Source organism: Pseudomonas sp. G.S.17 (assembly GCF_038096165.1).
GTDB lineage: Bacteria > Pseudomonadota > Gammaproteobacteria > Pseudomonadales > Pseudomonadaceae > Aquipseudomonas.
The window spans coordinates 2,521,002-2,540,620 of the sequence record NZ_CP151076.1; the positions used below are offsets into that span (position 1 = coordinate 2,521,002).

General features: G+C 60.5%; 18 protein-coding genes and 1 pseudogene. 8 read left to right on the forward strand and 11 right to left on the reverse strand.

Annotated features, from left to right (window positions below; translation table 11 throughout):
• Positions 1-35: 35 nt before the first annotated feature.
• The 7 genes from AABC73_RS11715 (at position 36) to AABC73_RS11745 (ending at position 7,904) form a co-directional block, all read left to right on the forward strand.
• Positions 36-896 carry a transporter substrate-binding domain-containing protein gene (locus tag AABC73_RS11715; protein WP_341524220.1) on the forward strand — a complete coding sequence of 287 codons (861 nt, stop codon included), beginning with the start codon at positions 36-38 and terminating at the stop codon, positions 894-896.
• A 94-nt stretch (positions 897-990) separates the two neighbouring features.
• Positions 991-1,752, forward strand: a complete 762-nt coding sequence (locus AABC73_RS11720; protein WP_341523714.1) for a quinoprotein dehydrogenase-associated SoxYZ-like carrier — start codon at positions 991-993, stop codon at positions 1,750-1,752.
• Position 1,753: 1 nt separating this feature from the next.
• Positions 1,754-2,707 (forward strand): quinoprotein relay system zinc metallohydrolase 1, encoded by a 954-nt coding sequence (locus tag AABC73_RS11725; protein ID WP_341523716.1) that lies wholly within the window; start codon positions 1,754-1,756, stop codon positions 2,705-2,707.
• A gap of 165 nt (positions 2,708-2,872) precedes the next feature.
• A complete protein-coding gene (locus AABC73_RS11730; RefSeq protein ID WP_341523717.1) occupies positions 2,873-4,648 on the forward strand; it encodes a PQQ-dependent methanol/ethanol family dehydrogenase in 1,776 nt (591 codons plus the stop codon).
• A 222-nt stretch (positions 4,649-4,870) separates the two neighbouring features.
• Complete coding sequence (gene pqqA, locus AABC73_RS11735; protein ID WP_020289857.1) at positions 4,871-4,942, forward strand: pyrroloquinoline quinone precursor peptide PqqA; 72 nt, start codon at positions 4,871-4,873, stop codon at positions 4,940-4,942.
• Between the two features lie 147 nt (positions 4,943-5,089).
• Positions 5,090-6,253 (forward strand): alcohol dehydrogenase-like regulatory protein ErcA, encoded by a 1,164-nt coding sequence (gene ercA, locus AABC73_RS11740; RefSeq protein ID WP_341523718.1) that lies wholly within the window; start codon positions 5,090-5,092, stop codon positions 6,251-6,253.
• Positions 6,237-7,904 (forward strand): NahK/ErcS family hybrid sensor histidine kinase/response regulator, encoded by a 1,668-nt coding sequence (locus tag AABC73_RS11745; protein ID WP_341523719.1) that lies wholly within the window; start codon positions 6,237-6,239, stop codon positions 7,902-7,904. The genes ercA and AABC73_RS11745 overlap by 17 nt, the downstream gene beginning before the upstream one ends.
• Positions 7,905-7,916: 12 nt before the next feature.
• Here the strand turns inward: AABC73_RS11745 and moaA are convergent, their stop codons facing one another.
• From moaA to AABC73_RS11800, 11 genes and pseudogenes are all read right to left on the reverse strand, one after another.
• Positions 7,917-8,915, reverse strand: a complete 999-nt coding sequence (gene moaA, locus AABC73_RS11750; protein WP_341523720.1) for a GTP 3',8-cyclase MoaA — start codon at positions 8,913-8,915, stop codon at positions 7,917-7,919.
• A gap of 198 nt (positions 8,916-9,113) precedes the next feature.
• Positions 9,114-10,145: a histidine kinase dimerization/phosphoacceptor domain -containing protein gene (locus AABC73_RS11755; protein ID WP_341523721.1), complete on the reverse strand. Its 1,032-nt coding sequence runs from the start codon at positions 10,143-10,145 to the stop codon at positions 9,114-9,116.
• Positions 10,142-10,573 carry a response regulator gene (locus AABC73_RS11760; protein WP_341523722.1) on the reverse strand — a complete coding sequence of 144 codons (432 nt, stop codon included), beginning with the start codon at positions 10,571-10,573 and terminating at the stop codon, positions 10,142-10,144. The genes AABC73_RS11755 and AABC73_RS11760 overlap by 4 nt, the downstream gene beginning before the upstream one ends.
• A gap of 265 nt (positions 10,574-10,838) precedes the next feature.
• Positions 10,839-11,678 (reverse strand): annotated as a pseudogene (locus AABC73_RS11765) (cation:proton antiporter); the annotation flags it as partial.
• A 165-nt stretch (positions 11,679-11,843) separates the two neighbouring features.
• Complete coding sequence (locus AABC73_RS11770; protein WP_341523723.1) at positions 11,844-12,896, reverse strand: ABC transporter substrate-binding protein; 1,053 nt, start codon at positions 12,894-12,896, stop codon at positions 11,844-11,846.
• Complete coding sequence (locus AABC73_RS11775) at positions 12,893-14,074, reverse strand: FAD-dependent oxidoreductase (protein ID WP_341523724.1); 1,182 nt, start codon at positions 14,072-14,074, stop codon at positions 12,893-12,895. The genes AABC73_RS11770 and AABC73_RS11775 overlap by 4 nt, the downstream gene beginning before the upstream one ends.
• Entirely contained in the window at positions 14,071-15,435 is a 1,365-nt protein-coding gene (locus tag AABC73_RS11780) for an FAD/NAD(P)-binding oxidoreductase (protein ID WP_341523725.1), read from the reverse strand. The genes AABC73_RS11775 and AABC73_RS11780 overlap by 4 nt, the downstream gene beginning before the upstream one ends.
• Positions 15,432-15,722, reverse strand: coding sequence for a (2Fe-2S)-binding protein (locus AABC73_RS11785; protein ID WP_341523726.1), 291 nt, complete (start codon positions 15,720-15,722; stop codon positions 15,432-15,434). The genes AABC73_RS11780 and AABC73_RS11785 overlap by 4 nt, the downstream gene beginning before the upstream one ends.
• Positions 15,723-15,746: 24 nt before the next feature.
• Entirely contained in the window at positions 15,747-16,541 is a 795-nt protein-coding gene (locus AABC73_RS11790; protein ID WP_341523727.1) for an ABC transporter permease, read from the reverse strand.
• Positions 16,542-16,544: 3 nt separating this feature from the next.
• Positions 16,545-17,417: an ABC transporter permease gene (locus tag AABC73_RS11795; protein ID WP_341523728.1), complete on the reverse strand. Its 873-nt coding sequence runs from the start codon at positions 17,415-17,417 to the stop codon at positions 16,545-16,547.
• A complete protein-coding gene (locus tag AABC73_RS11800; RefSeq protein WP_341523729.1) occupies positions 17,414-18,442 on the reverse strand; it encodes an ABC transporter ATP-binding protein in 1,029 nt (342 codons plus the stop codon). The genes AABC73_RS11795 and AABC73_RS11800 overlap by 4 nt, the downstream gene beginning before the upstream one ends.
• Before the next feature lie 249 nt (positions 18,443-18,691).
• Here AABC73_RS11800 and AABC73_RS11805 point away from each other — a divergent pair, with 249 nt between their 5' ends.
• Positions 18,692-19,528: an IclR family transcriptional regulator gene (locus AABC73_RS11805; protein WP_341523730.1), complete on the forward strand. Its 837-nt coding sequence runs from the start codon at positions 18,692-18,694 to the stop codon at positions 19,526-19,528.
• The last annotated feature ends 91 nt before the right edge of the window (positions 19,529-19,619 follow it).

A 19,619-nucleotide genomic window follows, 5' to 3' on the forward strand; every position in this document is an offset into this window, starting at 1 on the left:
TCGCCATCTTCTCAAACGCAACGCTATCAAGCGCAATGCTGTGGTGTGCTCTGATCCTGCTGGGTCCGGTCGCCAACGCACAGGTGCGCAACTACGACACGATCATTGATTCCGGGGTGTTGAAAGTCGCGGTCTATCAGGACTTCGCGCCCTACAGCTTCAAGGTCGACGGTCAGCCACGGGGCGTGGACATCGAACTGGCCACGGCATTGGCCAAGGCGCTGGGCGTCAGCCTGGAATTGATGTGGGCGCCTCCCGGTGAAAAACTCGACGATGACTTGCGGGATTTGATCTGGCGCGGCAGCCAGTTGCGCGACCAGCAGTTGGCCGACGTCATGATGCGGGTTCCCTATGACCGGGATTACGCCCAGCGCCGCAACGAGTTCGGTGAGCTGGACAATGATCATGTGGTGATGTTCGGGCCCTATCAGACCGAGCGTTGGCAAGTCGCTTACGACCATCGCCGTCTGGACGCGGTGCCCAGCGTCGCGGTGTTCGAAGCGCATCCCATCGGCGTGGAAATCGACAGCGTGCCGTCGTTCTACCTGACATCGATCTTCAACGGCCAGTTCGCCGCCAGGACCCATCACTATCCCGGCGTGCAGCAGGCGTTTGTCGCCATGCAGGGCGGCGAGGTGGACGCGGTCATGGCCATGCGTGGCGAAATCGACTGGCAATTGCATCAGGCGAATGACCCGCAACTGATCCTTGCGGAAAACGCCTACCCGAACATGGGCCGCCAGGTCTGGGAAATCGGCATGGCAGTCCACGAAAGCAATCGCCAGTTGTCCTACGCCCTGGAAGAACAGCTGGAAATCATGATCCGCGACGGCGAGGTACAAAAGATCTACGCCGCCTACGGCATGCGATATGACGTGCCGGAGATGTATCAGTAGGGAGGCGAGTATCTGCGCAGATTACGTGGGAGCGAGCTTGCTCGCGAAGAGGCCGGTATGTTCGCTGGCGATCTGGGCAAATAACGGAGAATTCATGTTCACCCGCATCGCTGCACTGTTGCTGTTGCTTGCGCCGACCTTGGCCCTCGCCGTCCCGCCCGATCCCGGCAAAGACCCGGTGGTTTCGGTCATGTGGGCGTTCTTCCAGCAAAAGCTGCTCAAGGACGCGCCCTACGTATTTGACGAGAACGTCATCCTGCGCGCGCCACCTTTTGCCGAGGACGCGCGACAGGTGCCCATCGAGATCGATGCCCGGGCTTATCAGGGCCAGGTGCTGCGAATCCTGGCCTGGGCCGAACTCAATCCGTTGCCGCAGATCGTCGACTTCCAGCCCGGCGAACAGGTCATGCCGTGGCTGGCGATCCGCATTCGCATCGAACAGGCCACACCGTTGCGCGCCGCCGTGCTGACCCGCGATGGTGTCTGGCATATCGGCTCGACGACAATTCAGGCGGCGGGCGGCGGTTGCACGGCGCCCAGCGTGGTACGTACCCAAGCGGGTTGGGAAGAACACATCGGCGAAGTGCTGGGTGGACGCTATCCGCGTCAGGACTTCAGCCGTCTACGCCTGCAGATTTCCCATCCCATGGACAACGGCATGGTCAGCGGCATCCCCGAGTTCTACCTCAATCACGCCGAACTGCGCGACGCCAGCGACCACCTCCTGGCAAGTCTGGAACTGTTTCCGGCGGTCAGCGAAAACCCGATGCTGGGCTTTGATGTGCGAGGTTCCGGCACCACCCGTTTAGTGCTGCGCGACACCAGCGGCAATGAATTCAATGCGGCGGTGCCCTGACATGCATAACGCTCGAAGAGGGTCGAAACGCGCGGCACTGCTGATCTGGTTACTGATCAGCCCATTCTCTCAGGCCGAGCTGGAATACAACCTCAAGCCCCGGCAGATCGCCGAAAATACCTACCTGCTTGAAGGCAGCACCGATAACTTTGCCAAGGCCAATGGCGGCAACATCGTCAATACCGCGTTTATCGTCACCGGCAGTGGCGTCGTGGTGATCGATACCGGTCCGTCCCGGCGCTACGGCGCGGCGATGCGCAAGGCAATTGCGGCAACCACCGACAAACCGGTGATTCAGGTGCTGCTGACCCATCACCATCCCGACCATGTGCTGGGTAACCAGGCTTTTTCGGATGTGCCCATCGGCGCGCTTGGCGCAACCACCGAGCTGATGCGGCAGCACGGTGATGCGCTCGCGGAAAACATGTACCGCATGGTCGGCGACTGGATGCGTGGCACTGAAGTGCTGCTGCCCAATCAAGCGTTGAACGCCAGCACCTTGAATCTGGGTGGGCATCCGCTGCGGCTGATCGCGCTTAAAGGCCACACTGGGGCGGACCTGGCGATCTTCGACGAGCTGACCGGCGTGCTGTTCGCTGGCGACATCGTGTTTTACCAACGGGCTTTGACCACGCCGAACACGCCTGGGCTGGACGTCTGGCTGGCGGACCTTGAGCAACTGCAGGCGTTGCCCTGGAAACAGCTGGTGCCGGGGCATGGTCCGGTGGCCAGCGATGATGTGCCGTTCATGCAGATGCGCGATTACCTCGGCTGGCTCGACAACCTGCTGCGCACCGCTGCCGCCAATGGCAGTGACATGGCTGAGGTGATTCGCAGCCCGATCCCGGAGCGTTTTGCGGCGATAAGCCTGACCCGTTACGAGCTGATTCGCAGCGTCAGTCATCTGTATTCGCGTTACGAACAAGCGCAGATGACGCGCGTGGATGCCCGCTGAAGCCAGCAAGGCACTACCAAGGCACTACCAAGGAACTAGACATTTCGATACTGCGGCCAATTGTTCCGAGGTGCCTGGCCTAGAAGAATCTGTGACAGGTCGGGAAATTTTCCCGAAGCATCCAGAACAGACATCCAGAACAACAAGAACGCAGAGGCAGCCGTCATGACCCAACCCGCACGTCGCCCATCTTTCGCCCTGAGCCTGCTCATGAGCGCCATGTTGCTGTCAGGCACAGCCCTGGCAGCGGTGACCGACGAAGAAATCCTTCAGGATCCGAAAAATCCCGAGCAGATCGTCACCAATGGCCTGGGCGTCCTGGGCCAGCGCTACAGCCCGCTGGATATTCTCAACACCGAAAACGTCAAGGACCTGCGGCCGGTATGGGCGTTTTCCTTCGGCGGTGAAAAACAGCGTGGCCAGCAGGCGCAACCGTTGATCAAGGACGGCGTGATGTACCTGACCGGCTCGTATTCCCGGGTTTTCGCCGTGGATGCGCGCACCGGCAAGAAGCTCTGGCAATACGACGCGCGTCTGCCTGATGACATCCGTCCTTGCTGCGACGTGATCAATCGCGGCGTGGCGCTATATGGCGATCTGGTCTACTTCGGCACGCTCGATGCCAAGCTGGTGGCCCTCAACAAAGACACCGGCAAGGTGGTGTGGAGCAAACAGGTTGCCGATCACAAGGCCGGCTACTCCATCAGCGCCGCGCCGATGATCGTCAACGGCAAGCTGATTACCGGCGTGGCGGGTGGCGAGTTCGGGGTGGTGGGCAAGGTCGAGGCTTATGATCCGAAGAACGGCACGCTGCTGTGGTCGCGGCCAACCGTCGAAGGCAACATGGGTTACACCTACAAGGACGGCAAGGCCATCGAGAATGGTATCTCCGGCGGTGAGGCCAACAAGACCTGGCCCGGCGATCTCTGGAAAACCGGCGGCGCGGCGCCCTGGCTGGGCGGCTATTTCGACCCCAGCAACAATCAGATCCTGATCGGCACCGGCAACCCGTCGCCGTGGAACTCGCATATGCGGCCCGGCGACAACCTGTATTCGTCTTCGCGTCTGTCGTTGAATCCCGATGACGGCACCATCAAATGGCACTTCCAGAGCACGCCTCACGACGGCTGGGATTATGACGGCGTCAACGAGCTGATCTCGTTCGATTACGAGCAGGACGGCAAAACCGTGCAGGCCGCCGCCACTGCTGACCGCAACGGCTTCTTTTATGTGCTGAACCGCAAGGACGGCAAGTTCATTCGCGGCTTCCCGTTTGCCGACAAGATCACCTGGGCCAGCGGCCTGGACAAAGACGGTCGGCCGATCTACATCGACGCCAGTCGTCCTGGCGCTCCAGACGGCGAGGCCAAAGGCACCTCGTCATTTGTCGCTCCGGCATTCCTCGGCGCGAAAAACTGGATGCCGATGGCTTACAGCCCTGACACCGGTTTGTTCTACGTGCCGGGCAATGAATGGGGCATGGACATCTGGAACGAGGGCATCGCCTACAAAAAAGGCGCGGCGTTCCTCGGTGCGGGCTTCACCATCAAACCGCTCAACGAAGATTACATTGGCGTGCTGCGCGCCATCGACCCGAAAACCGGCAAGGAAGTCTGGCGGCACAAGAACTACGCGCCGCTCTGGGGCGGGGTGATGACCACCAAGGGCAATCTGGTGTTCACCGGGACGCCTGAAGGTTTCCTGCAGGCATTCAATGCCAAAACGGGCGAGAAAGTCTGGGAGTTCCAGACCGGCTCCGGCGTACTCGGCTCGCCTGTGACCTGGGAAATGGACGGCGAGCAATACGTTTCGGTCCTGTCGGGCTGGGGCGGTGCGGTGCCGCTGTGGGGTGGCGAAGTGGCCAAGCGGATCAAGGATTTCAATCAGGGCGGCATGCTCTGGACTTTCAAACTGCCGAAAGAATTGGTCGCCAAACGCTGATGGCTAGAGCTTGCGGGGTGGGAGCGAGCTTGCTCGCGAAGAACGATAACGCGGTGGGTATGGCCCACCGAGGTGCCTGATTCGCGGGCAAGCTTCGCTCCAACAGAATCTGAGATCGTCTGATCCAGGGCGTTTTCAGGCCCAAAGTACTATTTCAACCGTGCATCACCCATGCACTAATTGAACAACCGGACTTTCCCGGCACAACAAGAGGATTGACCCATGTGGAAAAAACCCGCGTTTACCGATCTGCGTATCGGCTTTGAAGTGACCATGTATTTCGCCAGTCGCTGAACCAGACTGTCCCGGCCTCGGTCCATCCTTCGCGATGGCCGGGGCCTTTTGCTGTCCGGGCCGTGTCATTAAAAGGTCGTATTGCATTCAGTAACAAATACACTAGGCTGGCGTTCATCTTCTAATAACAACAAAAAAAGGCTTTATATGAGCCAGAACCTCAGCCAGCTGCGTAAATTCGTTTCTCCTGAAATCATCTTTGGTGCCGGCAGTCGTCACAGCGTCGGCAACTATGCGAAAACCTTCGGTGCGCGCAAGGTCCTGCTGGTCAGCGACCCTGGCGTGATTGCCGCCGGTTGGGTGGCCGATGTCCAGGCCAGCCTGCAAGCCTTGAATATCGACCACTTCCTGTACAGCGACGTCTCGCCCAATCCTCGGGTCGAAGAAGTCATGCGTGGCGCCGAGCTGTACCGCGAGCATCACTGCGATGTGATCGTCGCGGTGGGCGGTGGCAGCCCGATGGATTGCGGCAAGGGCATCGGCATTGTTGTGGCACATGGGCGCAACATCCTTGAATTCGAAGGCGTGGACACCATCCGTGTGCCGAGCCCGCCGTTGATCCTGATTCCGACCACGGCCGGGACCTCCGCCGATGTCTCGCAATTCGTGATCATTTCCAATCAGCAAGAGCGCATGAAATTTTCCATCGTCAGCAAGGCGGTGGTCCCGGACGTGTCGTTGATCGATCCGGAAACCACGCTGAGCATGGATCCGTTTCTGGCCGCCTGTACCGGCATCGACGCGCTGGTGCATGCCATTGAAGCCTTCGTTTCCACGGGTCACGGTCCGCTGACCGATCCTCATGCGCTGGAGGCCATGCGCCTGATTGACGGCAACCTTGTGCAGATGATCGCCAATCCCACCGACATCGCCCTGCGCGAGAAAATCATGCTCGGCAGCATGCAGGCCGGGCTGGCGTTTTCCAATGCGATCCTTGGCGCGGTGCATGCCATGTCCCACAGCCTCGGCGGTTTCCTCGACTTGCCTCACGGCTTGTGCAACGCAGTACTGGTCGAACACGTTGTGGCCTTCAACTACAGCTCCGCGCCCGACCGCTTCAAGTTGATCGCCGAAACCCTGGGCATCGATTGCCGTGGGCTGACCCACAAAATGATTTCCCAGCGCCTGGTCGAACATTTGATCGCCCTCAAACATGCGGTCGGCTTCCACGAAACCCTGGGGCGGCACGGGGTCAGGATGTCGGATATTCCGTTCCTCTCGCAGCACGCCATGGATGCCCCGTGCATTCTCACCAACCCGCGCGCGTCCAGTCAGCGCGACGTTGAGGTGGTGTATGGCGAAGCCCTCTGACGAGCGGCAAAGCGCGCTGACCGCGTTGCTTGGACTGGGCAACCATTCGACGCGCAAGAGCCATTATCCCGAGTTGACGGTGCGGCTCGAGGAGCTGGAAAAGGAGCGCAACCGCTACAAATGGCTGTTCGAGCATGCCGTTCACGGGATTTTCCAGGCCAGCCTGCAACAGGGGTTGCTGGCCGCCAACCCGGCACTGGCGCGCATGCTCGGCTACGACGATCCGCAGCAAGTGCTGTTTTCCCTGGCTGATCTGGCCGGCAGCCTGTTTATCGGCGGGCAGGCTGAAACGGACGCTATCGGCCACGTCCTGCAACGCGAAGGCAGCTTGCTGGGCTACGAAACCCGGCTGCGCCGCAATGACGGCAGCTGGCTCGACGTATTGATGAACCTGCTGCTCAAACCCGATGAAGACGGCATTTTCGAGGGCTTCGTCGCCGACATCACCGAGCGCAAGCTGGCGCAGCAGCGCCTGCAACAACTCAACGACGAACTGGAGCAGCGTGTCGCCGCCCGCACCGACGAGTTGTTGGTGGCCAGGGACGCAGCCCAGGCCGCCAATCGCAGCAAGGACAAATACCTGGCCGCCGCCAGTCATGACCTGTTGCAACCCTTGAACGCGGCGCGGTTGTTGATCTCCACCTTGCGCGAGCGCGCCTTGCCGGATGCGGAACACATCCTGGTGGAACGCACCCATCAGGCACTGGAAGGCGCCGAAGACCTGCTCACCGATCTGCTGGACATCTCCAAGCTGGATCAGGCGGCAGTCAAGCCGGACGTGGAGTTGTATCGGCTGGATGAACTGCTGGCACCGCTGGCTTCGGAATTTCAGTCAGTGGCGCAAGCCTCAGGCTTGAGCTTTCGCGCGCACATCGGCGATTTTGCGGTGTACACCGACCTGCGACTGTTGACCCGAATCCTGCGTAATTTCCTCAGCAATGCCTGCCGTTACACCGCTTCAGGCGGCATCCTGCTGGGCGCCAGACGGCGCGGCGACTCTCTGCGTCTGGAAGTCTGGGATACCGGGCGCGGCATCGCCGACGATCGGCTGGAATCGATCTTCCTCGAATTCAATCAGCTGGATGTGGGCCGCGCCGCCGACCGCAAAGGCGTGGGCCTCGGGTTGGCGATTGTCGAGCGGATCGCGAAGATTCTCGGCTATCGGGTGCAGGTCAAATCCCGGCCGGGCGTGGGCTCGCGTTTCAGCATCGACGTGCCGCTGTCCGACGAAATACCGGTGCCGGTCAGTGTCGTGGTGCAGCAACAATCGGGGACGGGCAACCCGCTGCCGGGGCGGCGTTTGCTGGTGCTGGACAACGAATTGAGCATTCTGGAGAGCATGGCCGCCTTGCTTGGCCAATGGGGCTGCGAAGTGCTCACTGCGAGCGACGAGGCCAGCGCTTATCGCGTGCTCGAAGGTCGGCCGCCGGAGCTGATTCTCGCGGATTTCAACCTTGATCACGGGGTGACCGGCTGCCAGGTCGTCAGAGGCCTGCGTGAATATTTCGGGCAGGAAATACCCGCAGTCATGATTACCGCCGACAGAAGCGATCAATGCCGACGTTCATTGCAGAAACTGGGTGCGCCATTGCTCAATAAACCGGTCAAGCCCGGCAAGTTGCGGGCGGTGTTGAGTCAATTGCTGGGGTAAATGAACGGGCTGTCAGCCGCCCGTCATGTTCATGAAGCGTACGACCTGCACATCGTCATCAAGGGTGAAGGTGTGGCTCCACGGCTTGAGCTGCATGGCATCGATGATGGCTTTTTCCAGTTTCTCCGGCTTGCCTGGATGTGCGCGCAACACTGACTTGAGGTCAGCCGAATGCTCGTTGCCCAGGCATAGCAACAGTCGACCCTCGACAGTCAGGCGCACCCGGTTGCAGGTGGCGCAGAAATTGTGGCTGTGCGGAGAGATGAAACCGACGCGAATATCCGGCGCCTCGGCCAGGCGCCAATAACGGGACGGGCCCTGGGTGGATTCGGTGGAATGAATCAGGGTATAGCGCTCGGCAATCCTTTCCCGGACCTGGTCACTGGAGAAAAACGACTCGGCGCGGCTGTGTTCGCTGATCACACCCAGCGGCATTTCTTCAATGAACGTGATGTCCAGATTGCGTTCGATGGCGAACGCCACCAAATCGTTGATTTCGTGATCGTTACGACCCTGCATCACCACGCAATTGAGCTTGGTGTGGACAAAACCTGCGGCATTGGCGGCATCGATGCCGGCAATGACCTTGCTCAAGTCGCCGGTACGGGTCAGTTCGCGAAAACGTGCCGGGTCCAGGCTGTCGAGGCTGATGTTCAAGCGAGACAGGCCGGCGTCGAACAGCGGCTGGGCGAGTTTTTCCAGCTGTGAGCCGTTGGTCGTCATGCACAGTTCGCGCAGGCCGGGCAGGGCGGCGATGTTCTTGCACAGGCCGACGATGCCCGAGCGTACCAGCGGCTCGCCACCGGTCAGGCGAATCTTGCGGGTGCCCAACGCCACAAACCGCTCTGCCACCTGGAGGATTTCTTCCAGGGACAGGATCTGTTGCCGGGGCAAAAACGTCATCTCTTCGGCCATGCAATACACGCAACGGAAGTCGCAACGGTCTGTCACGGACATCCGCAGGTAATCTACCTTGCGTGCAAAGCTGTCTACGAGGATTCGGTCTGACATTTCACCTTCTCGATACTGAGTCTCGACACATAGTAATCCAGACCGACGAAGACCGCGCGCCCTGTTGTCTACCTGGAGTTCACTGTCGAATTGACCAGCACGCTAACTGAGTCCAATTGCCGCAGTCCAATTGCTTGTTCCGATGGGGTCATTGATTGAGTCGATGAGGCAGGGTTTGCGGGGCAGTGCAGATAACGCTCACGGCAGATTATCCACCGCAAACACCAGTTGCACCCGAGCGCCGCTGCCTTCTTCGGGCCTCAGGTTGTCGCGCACGATCTTGGCCTTGCAGCGTTGCGAAAGGGCGTCAATCAGATTGACGGCGCGCCTGCCCTTGGGCTGGGAAAATTCCGCGAGGGTTTCGGCGCTGAAGCCCTTGCCGTCGTCGATTACGCTGATCTGCGCCGTCCGGTCATCCAGCAGGGAAAGGTGCAGGCCGATTCGGCTGTCGGGGCCGCCCTGGCAATGCTTGACCGCGTTGCCCATCAATTCGTTAAGCATCAGCCCCAGGTTTGAAGCCATTTGCAGCGAGACCTGCACCGATTGGGTCTCGGCGCACAGGATCGATGGACCGCGACGTTGGGCATTGATAATGTTGCGCGCCAGCTTGGGTAGATAGTCAGCCAGATCGATGCGTCCGGTGCTGCTGCGATGCAATTCGTCCTGAACCGCACCGACGCCGGTTATCCGGGCTATGGCGGTTTGCATCAGGGTCTTGGCTTCTTCGCCCTTGGCGCGCAGTTTCGAGATTTGCAGCAGGCTGATGATCAACTGCAGGTTGTTTCTGACCCGGTGATTGAGTTCGGCCAGCAGTACCCGTTGCTGTTCCTCCATTTCCCGCTGATCGGTAATGTCGATGCAACTGCCAAAATATCCGGCAAATTCGCCGTTCCGGTAGTACGGAGCTCCGTTGCCCAGCAGCCAGCGATACTGCCCATCGGTACGACGCAGGCGATAAGAGAGGGTGTAGGCGTCACGGGCGTCGAAGGCATTCTGATAAATGGACATGCATTGTTCGATATCGTCGGGATGCACATCCTCGGCCCAGCCGTAGCCGAACAGTTGCTCCTGGGTCTTGCCGGTGAAGGACTTCCAGCGCTCGTTGAACCAGTCACAGCGTTTGTCCGGACGTGAGCGCCAGATCATTACCGGAGCGTGGTCAGCCAATTCCCGAAATTCGAGTTCACCCAGTTGTACTGGGTCAATGGGGACGTCATTTAGCTGTTTCATCCGCTGGCGCTGCGTAGAAAGGCGGTGCTGAAAATTTCCAGTGAGCCGGGTGGGTGCAGGGTACTCAATGACTGGCCAGCAAGAATGGCCTGGGCGATCAACGCGCACTGATTGAGGTCTTCCGGGGCATAGGGTTTACGCAGCAGGCCTATTGCTGCATCGGCGTGCGCCCGCGCTGCGCCGACCTGGCCGCTGACGAACAGCGAGGCGACCCCATGCCTGGCCCAGAGACCGCGGGCCAGGGCAATGCCTTCGTCGTGGCCGTTGAGGTTGATATCGACGAATGCCACGTCAGCCTTGTACTGCGCCGCCAACAGCAAGGCGTGCGACGCGTCGTAGGCAGGTCCGATGACTTCATGCTCATCCGCCAAGGTTGCTGCCGCGAGCAAGGCCAGTACCGGATCGTCGTCTACCAGAAGAATACGCATTTTACTCGTCTACTTTTTAACTATGCCAAGGCACGCTTTAGCGAATGAACAAGGTGCAGGGCCCTAAACGCAGGGGGTCGCCGCTTCTCGAAGCAGGCGTATCAATAACTTGGTCTGTGTTCTATCTAAATGGTTCATAAAAGTTCTAAAATACATTCGATTGGATAGATTAAATGATAGCCATTACAAAATCAGTGCGGACTGTTAACCGCCGAACTGCGTTCGTAGCGTTCAAGTAATGGCTGGATGCTGATGCCGTGCAAAAGTCGGAAGGTACTTCAGACTGGGTGGTGCGGGCTTCCGCCTGACGTAATCCCAGGCCGGCGGCGAATACCGAAAGGAAGCCGAACGCGCCCACTGTGTCAGCGACGACATAAGAGATGGCAATCAATGCCAGCGCCAGGAAGTCATTGGGTGAAGTAGTGCTGTCGGCATTCTTGATGCGCAGGTAAATCATCAAATGCCCAACGCCACGGCCGAGCCCGTAACCGATCAACAGGCCCGCCGGTACTGCCCAGACGAGATCCTTCACGGCCCAGTGCTGTAGCCAGTCGATGTCGACCCCCCCATGGCTGATAAACAGCAGGGCAAAAATAACGAAGGGAAAGGCCGTGCCGTCGTTGAGACCGGCCACGCCGGAAAGACCGAAGCGCACCCGGTCCTGATCCTGTGCGTTGTTGACTTGCACCAGACCGGCCAGCACCGGATCAGTCGGGGACAGCATCGCCCCCAGCAACAATGACATGCCCCAGGAAAGGTCGAAGAGGTAGTGGGCGACCAGACTGGTGCCGGCTATCGTCGCCAGCATTACCGGCCCCGCCAGCCAATAAGCCGAATGCCAGGCCTTGCCGCTCAATGGCAGCCGCAATTTGATTCCGGTACTGAACAGGGAAAACAGCACGGCAGCTTCCGTCAGGCTCTCCATCCAGCCGGACGCCTGGCGAAAGTCCAGATCGAGCATATTCAGGCCGAGCGGGCCGATGGCAAAACCGAACGCCAGGCAGACCGCCGACGTCGTGACAGGTAACCAGCGCAGGAAGGAGGAGGTGAGCGCCAGTAGCATCAGCAGCGTGCCCAACACGGCCATACAAACAATAAAACTCATCCGTCTCCGACTCTCGCAACATGGCCCCCGACCGGGGGCGTTATCGTTGTGACTGTCGTGAGACCGTAGAGTTGAAACAATTCCGTAGGACTGGCTTTAGCCGGGAGGGCATTCTCCCGGCTAAAGCCAGTCCTACGGATCTTCTATACAGGGATCGGTCAGTGACTACCGCTCCACACTACGATTCCAGCGTGCGTTCCACTCGGGGCGCAATTGGTTGACCTGATCCCAGTCGATGGTCACGGCGGTTTCCAGATACTTGTTCATCGCCGCGACTTGGCCGTGGGTCTTGTCGGTGGTTGGGGTTTTCGGGTTGGACGGGATCTGGTCGCCGAATTCCAGCGCCGGGGCCTGTGCTTCCGGGGTCAGCAGGTACGCTGCGAGTTTTTGCGCGAGTTCCGGCTGGTCATTTTTGGCGATTGCGCATTCAGCCACGTTCAGCACCACGCCGCCTTCCTTGGGCGGTGCGTATTCCACTGGCACGCCTTTGATCTTCAGCGCCGTCACCTGAGTAGGCGTCAGCGGGAACAGCGCGGCTTCGCCGGTTTGCACCATCTCGGAAATCTTCGCCGAGCTGGCGATGTATTCCAGCACGTTAGGGCCAACGGTTTTCGGCCAGGCCTTGAAGCCGGGTTCGACGTCGGTTTCACTGCCGCCCTGAATCCGGTTGAACATCAGGAAGCCATGCAGGCCGAAGGTGGACGACGCCAGTGACTGGAACACGACCTTTTCCTTGTAGCGCTTGTCCGCCAGGTCCATCCAGGAAGTCGGCGCGCTCCAGCCGTTCTCTTTGAACATCTTGGTGTTATAGGCCAGGCCGGTTACGCCAAGGCTGACCGCTGCCGCTTCGTCCTTGATCTTGGCTTTGGCGGGCAGATCAGCCAACCCTGAGCTCGGTTGCAGCTTGTCGCACAGGCCCATGGAAATGGCGCGGTACATGATCCCGTCGTCGAGGAAGATCACGTGCATCTGCGGGTTATCCTTGCTGGCCTGGACCTTGGCGAGGATGTCCGACGAGGTGCCGGGCACGATCACCACTTTGACCTTGTTGGCTTTCTCGAACGCAGGCAGCACCTGATCCGCGTAAAGGCGCTCCATGGTGCCGCCGTTCATGCCAAGGTACAGCGTCGGTTCGGCGTGGGCCGGGGCCGAGGCCAGCAAGGCCGCGAGCGGCAGGCACGACAAGCCGGAGATTGCGAAACGTTTGACGTTCTTCATAGAAGCGACCTTCCTCTGTGCAATGGGATGACGTTAGTCGGGATGGGCTGTTTAGCAACTGAAACAGGTGGTTGAAATCGTTGAATGGAAAACGCGTCCAGGGCGATTGTCGACTGGCCGGTGCAGACCCATTCGGCCAGTGCCTCGCCTGCCGCCGGACCGATTTGAAAGCCGGAACCGGCAAAGCCGAAACCGTGCAGCAAACCTGGCTGGGCAATGCTCGGGCCGAGAACGGGTTCGCGATCCGGCAAGTAACCTTCGGTGCCGCTCCAGGTGCGGATGGCCTGCGCACCGGCCAGCGGTGGGTAAAGCTCCACGGCGTTACGCAGGATTTCCAACAGCGCAGCCTGACCCGATTTGGCCCGGGCCGGGTCCAGGGCAAACCCTTGTCCGCCGCCCAGCACGCAATTGCCCCGGGCGACCTGGCGGGCGTAGATCCCGCCGCCTTCGACGCCGGTGCTGATATCCATGAACATCGGCAGCGGTTCGGTGACCAGCATCGCCGGATGACCGGACACCATCGGCACCGGTTCGCCAAATTGCGCCGCCAGCGAACCGGCCCAGGCGCCGGCGCAGTTGAGCAACCACGGTGCGCGCAACGTCAGGCCATTCGCGGTGTGCACGGTAAACGCCTGGCCATCATGGCTGACGTCGACGACCTTGGCCTGTTCGTGAATCTGCGCTCCGGCGCGTTTGGCCGCCCGGGCAAATGCCGGCGACACCAGACGCGGGTTGGCGTGTCCGTCGTCAGCGCACAACGACGCCCCGACTGCTACATCGCCAGCCCACGGGAAACGCGCGCGCAGCTGTTGGCGATCAAGCAATTGCAGCTCCAGACCAAACCCCCGGCTTGCTTCGGCATAGGCGCGCAGCGCGTCCATGTCCGTGTCGCTCCGCGCCAGTTTGAGGTGGCCGGAACGTTGATATTCGCCGTCGATGCCGATCAGCTCATGCAGCCCGCTCCAGATGGCGTGGGCGCGTTGCGACAACGGCAGTTGCGACAAGGGTCGACCCTGACGCCGCACGCCGCCGTAATTCACCCCACTGGAATGCGAGCCGCAAAAGTCCCGCTCCAACAAGGCAACGCTTTTGCCTTTCAGCGCCAGGGCCAGCGCTGCTGAAGCACCGACAATGCCGCCGCCGATAATCAGCGCGTCGGTTTCGATGACGTTGCTCATTGCGAAGTCTCCACACCGAACGGCAGGGGTTTGATCGGTGCCTGCCCGCGCAGACGCCCGATGCTGGCCAATTCCCGGCCACTGCTGTGCGCGACGATTTCCGCTGCGGCCAATCCACACATACGTCCCTGGCAGCGACCCATGCCGACCCGGCACATGGCCTTGACCCGATTCATCTCCCAATGACCCTCTTCGACGACAGCGCGAATGTCCCCGGCGCTGACTTCTTCGCAACGGCAGACAACGGTTTCGTCGGCGGTTTTAGCGGCCCAGTCGACGGGGAAGGGGAAAGCAGTTTCCAGGCCATGCCGAAAGCGTTCGATGCCGGCCAGTTTTACTTGCAGTTCAGCGACGCGTGCCGCATCAACACTGTGGCCGTTGTCGGCCAGCAATGTCAGGGCAGCCAGTTCGCCGGCCATTTCCGCAGCGTCGGCGCCCATGATTCCGGCGCCATCGCCCGCCAGATACACACCTTTGACGCTGCTGCGCCCGGCGTTGTCCCTGCTTGGCAGCCAGGCGCGATTCAGCGGGCTCCAGTGGAAGTCGCAACCCAGCAGATCGGCCAGTTGCGTTTCGCTGCGCAGAGCATGAGCGAAGGCTACGGCGTCGCATTCGAGATGTTTAACCGCTGCGTTGCCTTGCCACTGCACTGCGCTGACGCGTTTTTCGCCGTCAATGCGCTGCAGCGTTGTGCCTTGATGCACAGGAATGCCGTGCGCGGTGAGCCAGGCCCGGTAATACAGGCCTTTGGCGAGGGTCAGCGGTTGGCCAAGCAAGGCCGGAAGGGCGCGGCATTGGGCAGAAAAAGGCGCGCTGTCGAGCACCGCAACCACCTTGGCCCCGGCTTTGGCGTACTGATAAGCCACCAGATACAGCAAAGGTCCGCTGCCGGCGAACACCACGCGCTCGCCAATGGCGCAGCCTTGATACTTCAAGGCAATTTGCGCCGCGCCCAGGCTGTACACGCCCGGCAGCGTCCAGCCCGGCACCGGCAGAATCCGGTCCGTGGCGCCGGTAGCGACGATCAGGTTCTGATAGTCGATCTGCCCGGCGTGGCGGTTCTGCAGGGTGTCGAGGCGGTTGTCCTCGGCGTTCCAGACCAGGGTTTGCGGACGGTAATCAACCACCGCCGCCAACTGATCCATGGTCTGATGCACGGCAACCGCCTTGCTGGCTTCAAAGCCATACAGCGCTTTCGGTTCGCGACGAAAATTCTCCGGTTGACGTCGATAAATCTGCCCGCCGCCGCGCAAGCCTTCGTCTACCAGACAAGGGGTTACGCCATGGGCGAGCAAGGTTTGCGCCGCGCGAATACCGGCAGGACCGGCACCGACGATGACTGCCGAATGGACCTGGCTCATAGCTGCCGCCCCGGTTCGCGACTCACGTTCAGCCCGGCTTCCAGCAACGTCGAGCAGGCGCGCACCCGGCGACCGTCGTCCAGTTGCACCCAGCAATCCTGACACGCGCCCATCAGGCAAAACCCGGCGCGAGGCTCGGCACTGAAATCGCTGCCGCGCAGATGCTCGGCGCTGGTCAATACGGCGGTAAGCAACGTGTCGCCCAGCAAGCCGCTGGCCGGTTGGCCGTCGAGGGTGAAGGCCAGGGCCGGGCGATCCTGCTCGGCCAATCGTTTGAGCAATGCCATAAGAGTTGCGCTCCTGACCGCCAGTTAGTGTTTGCCGACCAGTACCCGATCCAGGCCGTATACCCGGTCGAGAAGGATCATGGTCGCAGCAGTCAACGCGATGACCAGCGCCGAAACGGCGGCCATCATCGGATCGATGGATTCAGTGGCGTACACGTACATGCGCACTGGCAAAGTCTGCGTGGAAGGCGAGGTGACGAAGATCGACAACGTGACTTCATCGAAGCTGTTGATGAACGCCAGCAGCCAACCCCCGGCGACACCCGGCAGAATCATCGGCAAGGTAATCTGCCGAAACAGCGTGAAACGGCTCGCCCCCAGAGACTCAGCTGCTTGCTCGGCGCTGCGATCAATGCCGATGGCCGCAGCGATCACCAGACGCAGCACATACGGCGTGATGATCACCACGTGCGCCAGCATCAGCCAGGCAAAGCTGCCGTTGACGCCCATCAGCGCGAACAGACGCAGCATCGCCACACCCAGCACCAGGTGCGGAATGATGATCGGCGACAGGAACAAGCCGTTGAGAAAGTTGCGCCCCGGAAACTGATAGCGGGTGATCGCCAATGCAGCGGGCACCGCAATCAGCGTCGCCAGGGAAGCCGCAACGAAGGCCAGAATCAGGCTGTTATAGAACGAATCGATAAAGTCGGCGCGCTCGAACACCGCGCGAAACCAGCGCAGGGAGAAGCTCGACGTCGGCAGACTCAAGGTGTTTTCCGGGGTGAACGCCACCAGACAGACCACCACCAGCGGGGCCAGCATGAACAGCACCACCAGGGCGTGAAACGACAGGGCCAAAGGACCGTTTTTCGACATGGGTCATTCCCCCAGGGTTTTCTTATAGCGGCCTTCGACCATGCGGTTCCAGGACAGCATGACCAGCAGGTTCACCAACAACAGCGCCACGGCGATGGTCGCGCCCATGGGCCAGTTCAATTCCGAGAGGTATTGGTCGTAGACCACGGTCGCGACCATCTTCAGGCGTCTGCCGCCCAGCAGACCGGGAATCGCGAAAGAACTGGCGGACAACCCGAACACAATCAGCGTGCCGGACAATACGCCCGGCATCACCTGTGGCAGCACCACCAGACGCATTACCTTGGCCTGCGATGCGCCAAGGGAAAGCGCTGCTTGTTCCGCTGCCGGATCGAGCTTCTGCAACGATGTCCAGATCGGAATGATCATGAACGGCAGCATCACGTGGACCAGCGCGATGATCACGGCGAACGGCGTGTAGAGCATCTTGATCGGCCGACCGCCCAAGGCTTGAATCCCTTGATTGATCAGGCCGTCGGCACCCAGCAGCAGACTCCAGCCGAAGGCGCGCACCACCACCGAGATCAACAGCGGCGTGAGGATCAGAATCAGGAAAATCGAGCGCCACGGCGTGCCCATGCGGCTCAGGATGTAGGCCTCTGGAACACCGATAATCACGCAAAGCAGCGTCACCAGCGCGCTGATCCAGAAGGTGCGCAGGAAAATTTCGTAGAAGTACGAGTCAGTGAGGACGCTGACGTAGTTGGCCAGCGTGTAAGAGCCGCTCTTGACGCCCACTTCATAGTCGAAAACGTTGAACGAGAGGATCAAGGTCAAGGCCAGCGGCAACAGCAACAGGCCGACGAACAGTGCCAGCGCGGGTGCCGATAGTAGATAACCGCGCCCGCCCTGGCGCATGGCGGTGAGCAGGCTCATGGGTGTACCTCGTCAGCGTCCAGCACGCGCAACAAACCCGCCTGCCAATCCATGCCGACCGCCGTGCCTTCTTCCATCGGGGCTGCGCCGTCATTGCGGCGTACCACGGTCAGCTCACCAATGTCGGTGTCGATGCGATACAGCCACTGGCTGCCCAGAAAATAACGGGTGATGACCCGGCCTTGCAGGCGTCCGCTGCCAGCGGCCACCAGATCGATTTTTTCCGGGCGCAGGCTCAAGGTCAGCGCGCCGTCACCGGCTACGTGACGCACTTGCGCGCAGCCATCGGCATCCAGATCGCCGGGCAGCATGTTGGCCTTGCCGACAAACCCGGAAATGAAGCGCGTGCGTGGGTGTTCGTAGAGTTTGTAAGGTTCATCGATCTGCGTGATACGCCCGGCCTGCATCACCACCACGCGATCACTGATCGACAGGGCTTCGGCCTGATCGTGGGTCACCATCAAGGTGGTGATGCCCACTTCGCGCTGGATGCGGCGGATCTCGAATTGCATTTCTTCGCGCAGATTGGCGTCCAGATTGGACAGCGGCTCGTCCAGCAGCAATACCGGCGGCTCGATGACCAGCGCTCGGGCCAGCGCGACCCGCTGGCGCTGCCCGCCGGACAACTCCCGAGGGTAACGCGCGGCATGCTGGGTCAGGCGCACCAATTCCAGCACTGTTGCAACGCGGCGCTGGATGTCGGCGGCGGGCACTTTGCGCATACGCAGGCCAAAGGCGACGTTATCGGCAACGCTCATGTGCGGAAACAGCGCATAACTCTGGAACACCACACCCAGGCCACGACTGCTGGGTTTGGCGTGAGTAATGTCGCGACCGTCGAGCACGATGCGTCCGTCACTGACTTCAACGAAGCCGGCAATCATTTGCAGGGTGGTGGTCTTGCCGCAGCCGGAAGGGCCGAGCAGGGAAACGAATTCGCCTTTTTCCACCACGAGGTTGGTGGCGACGACGGCGTCGATAGCGCCATAGCGCTTGGAAAGACCTTCGAGTTGCAGAAAAGCCATGGCTGCGTTCCACCTTGTTTATCACGCGCGCCGGGGCACGCTGTTGGTAAAAGGGCAGAAGCGAAATGAAGTCATTCGGTTGCAGTGGACGTTGGTGCTCGATCTGGGTCGGCTACCAGGTTTTGTTCAAATCGCCCTGTGGACTGAGAGTAGGACGAAGACTAGGATGGGTGAAAGAGGCAATTTCACTGAATGACATCTTTTTTCATGTTCATTCGGTTGGCGAATTAAATATCGGAATTAACTTAAATGAATTCCACTGAGCGGAACGAAAATACGAAAGATGTTGGTGTCGGCGCTGTGTCACGGCTGTTTGCCGTGCTGCGTTGCCTGGGCAACTGCGCCGAGGGTGGCGAACGGGTTACCCAATTAGCCCAGCAGGTTGGCCTGTCGCAACCCACCACCCATCGCCTGTTACGCAGCCTGATGGATGAAGGCATGGTCGAGCAGGATCAGCGCAGCAAGCGCTATCGGCTGAGCATCGAGTTTTTTGCGTTGGCCGCCAAGGCGGGCAACACCGGCAACTTGCGCGATCTGGTCCGGCCCAGCCTGTTGCGGCTGTCGGCTTCCCTGGGCGATTCGCTGTTCCTGCTGGCGCGCAGTGGCTTCGATGCAATCTGCCTGGACCGCAGCGAAGGCCCGTATCCGATTCGCACCTTCACCGGCGATATCGGCGGCCGCGTAGCACTGGGCGTGGGGCAGGGCAGCCTGGCAATCCTCGCCTATTTGCCGGAAGAAGAACGCGACACCGTGATCCGCTACAACCTGCCACGCCTCAAGGATTTCCACCTGTACGACGAAGTCTTCCTGCGTTCGGAAGTCGAAAACGTCCGCCGCCTCGGCTACGCCGCCCGTAACACCGGCGCACTGCCGGGTATGGCCGGCCTGGCGGTGCCGATCTTCGACCGCGAAGGCCGCTCGGTGGCCGCCCTCAGCGTTGCCACCATCAGCGACCGCCTCGGCCCGGATCGTTTGCTGACCGTCGTGGAATTGCTCAAGCGCGAAGCCGCCGTGATCAGCGCACGGATCAACCCGTTTGATCCGTCGTTGCGCAGGCCGAGTCAGGTGTTTGGGCAGGGGGAGTAGGGGATTACTGTTCCGCGAAAACACCGGATTTAATGTTCGCCCGCGCCGCGAGGCAGCGATTGCTGACGACGCCCGTCCGCACGCCTCGCGG

Bases quoted from the DNA above. Each gene is read 5' to 3' on its own strand.
- AABC73_RS11715 (WP_341524220.1), top strand. From the start codon at position 36: ATGCTGTGGTGTGCTCTGATCCTGCTGGGTCCGGTCGCCAACGCACAG.
- AABC73_RS11800 (WP_341523729.1), bottom strand. From the start codon at position 18,442: ATGGCTTTTCTGCAACTCGAAGGTCTTTCCAAGCGCTATGGCGCTATC.
- moaA (WP_341523720.1), bottom strand. From the start codon at position 8,915: ATGTCAGACCGAATCCTCGTAGACAGCTTTGCACGCAAGGTAGATTAC.
- AABC73_RS11725 (WP_341523716.1), top strand. From the start codon at position 1,754: ATGCATAACGCTCGAAGAGGGTCGAAACGCGCGGCACTGCTGATCTGG.
- AABC73_RS11785 (WP_341523726.1), bottom strand. From the start codon at position 15,722: ATGGCATTGCTCAAACGATTGGCCGAGCAGGATCGCCCGGCCCTGGCC.
- AABC73_RS11770 (WP_341523723.1), bottom strand. From the start codon at position 12,896: ATGAAGAACGTCAAACGTTTCGCAATCTCCGGCTTGTCGTGCCTGCCG.
- AABC73_RS11795 (WP_341523728.1), bottom strand. From the start codon at position 17,417: ATGAGCCTGCTCACCGCCATGCGCCAGGGCGGGCGCGGTTATCTACTA.
- AABC73_RS11805 (WP_341523730.1), top strand. From the start codon at position 18,692: ATGAATTCCACTGAGCGGAACGAAAATACGAAAGATGTTGGTGTCGGC.
- AABC73_RS11790 (WP_341523727.1), bottom strand. From the start codon at position 16,541: ATGTCGAAAAACGGTCCTTTGGCCCTGTCGTTTCACGCCCTGGTGGTG.
- ercA (WP_341523718.1), top strand. From the start codon at position 5,090: ATGAGCCAGAACCTCAGCCAGCTGCGTAAATTCGTTTCTCCTGAAATC.
- AABC73_RS11730 (WP_341523717.1), top strand. From the start codon at position 2,873: ATGACCCAACCCGCACGTCGCCCATCTTTCGCCCTGAGCCTGCTCATG.
- AABC73_RS11755 (WP_341523721.1), bottom strand. From the start codon at position 10,145: ATGAAACAGCTAAATGACGTCCCCATTGACCCAGTACAACTGGGTGAA.
- AABC73_RS11760 (WP_341523722.1), bottom strand. From the start codon at position 10,573: ATGCGTATTCTTCTGGTAGACGACGATCCGGTACTGGCCTTGCTCGCG.
- AABC73_RS11745 (WP_341523719.1), top strand. From the start codon at position 6,237: ATGGCGAAGCCCTCTGACGAGCGGCAAAGCGCGCTGACCGCGTTGCTT.
- AABC73_RS11720 (WP_341523714.1), top strand. From the start codon at position 991: ATGTTCACCCGCATCGCTGCACTGTTGCTGTTGCTTGCGCCGACCTTG.
- AABC73_RS11780 (WP_341523725.1), bottom strand. From the start codon at position 15,435: ATGAGCCAGGTCCATTCGGCAGTCATCGTCGGTGCCGGTCCTGCCGGT.
- AABC73_RS11775 (WP_341523724.1), bottom strand. From the start codon at position 14,074: ATGAGCAACGTCATCGAAACCGACGCGCTGATTATCGGCGGCGGCATT.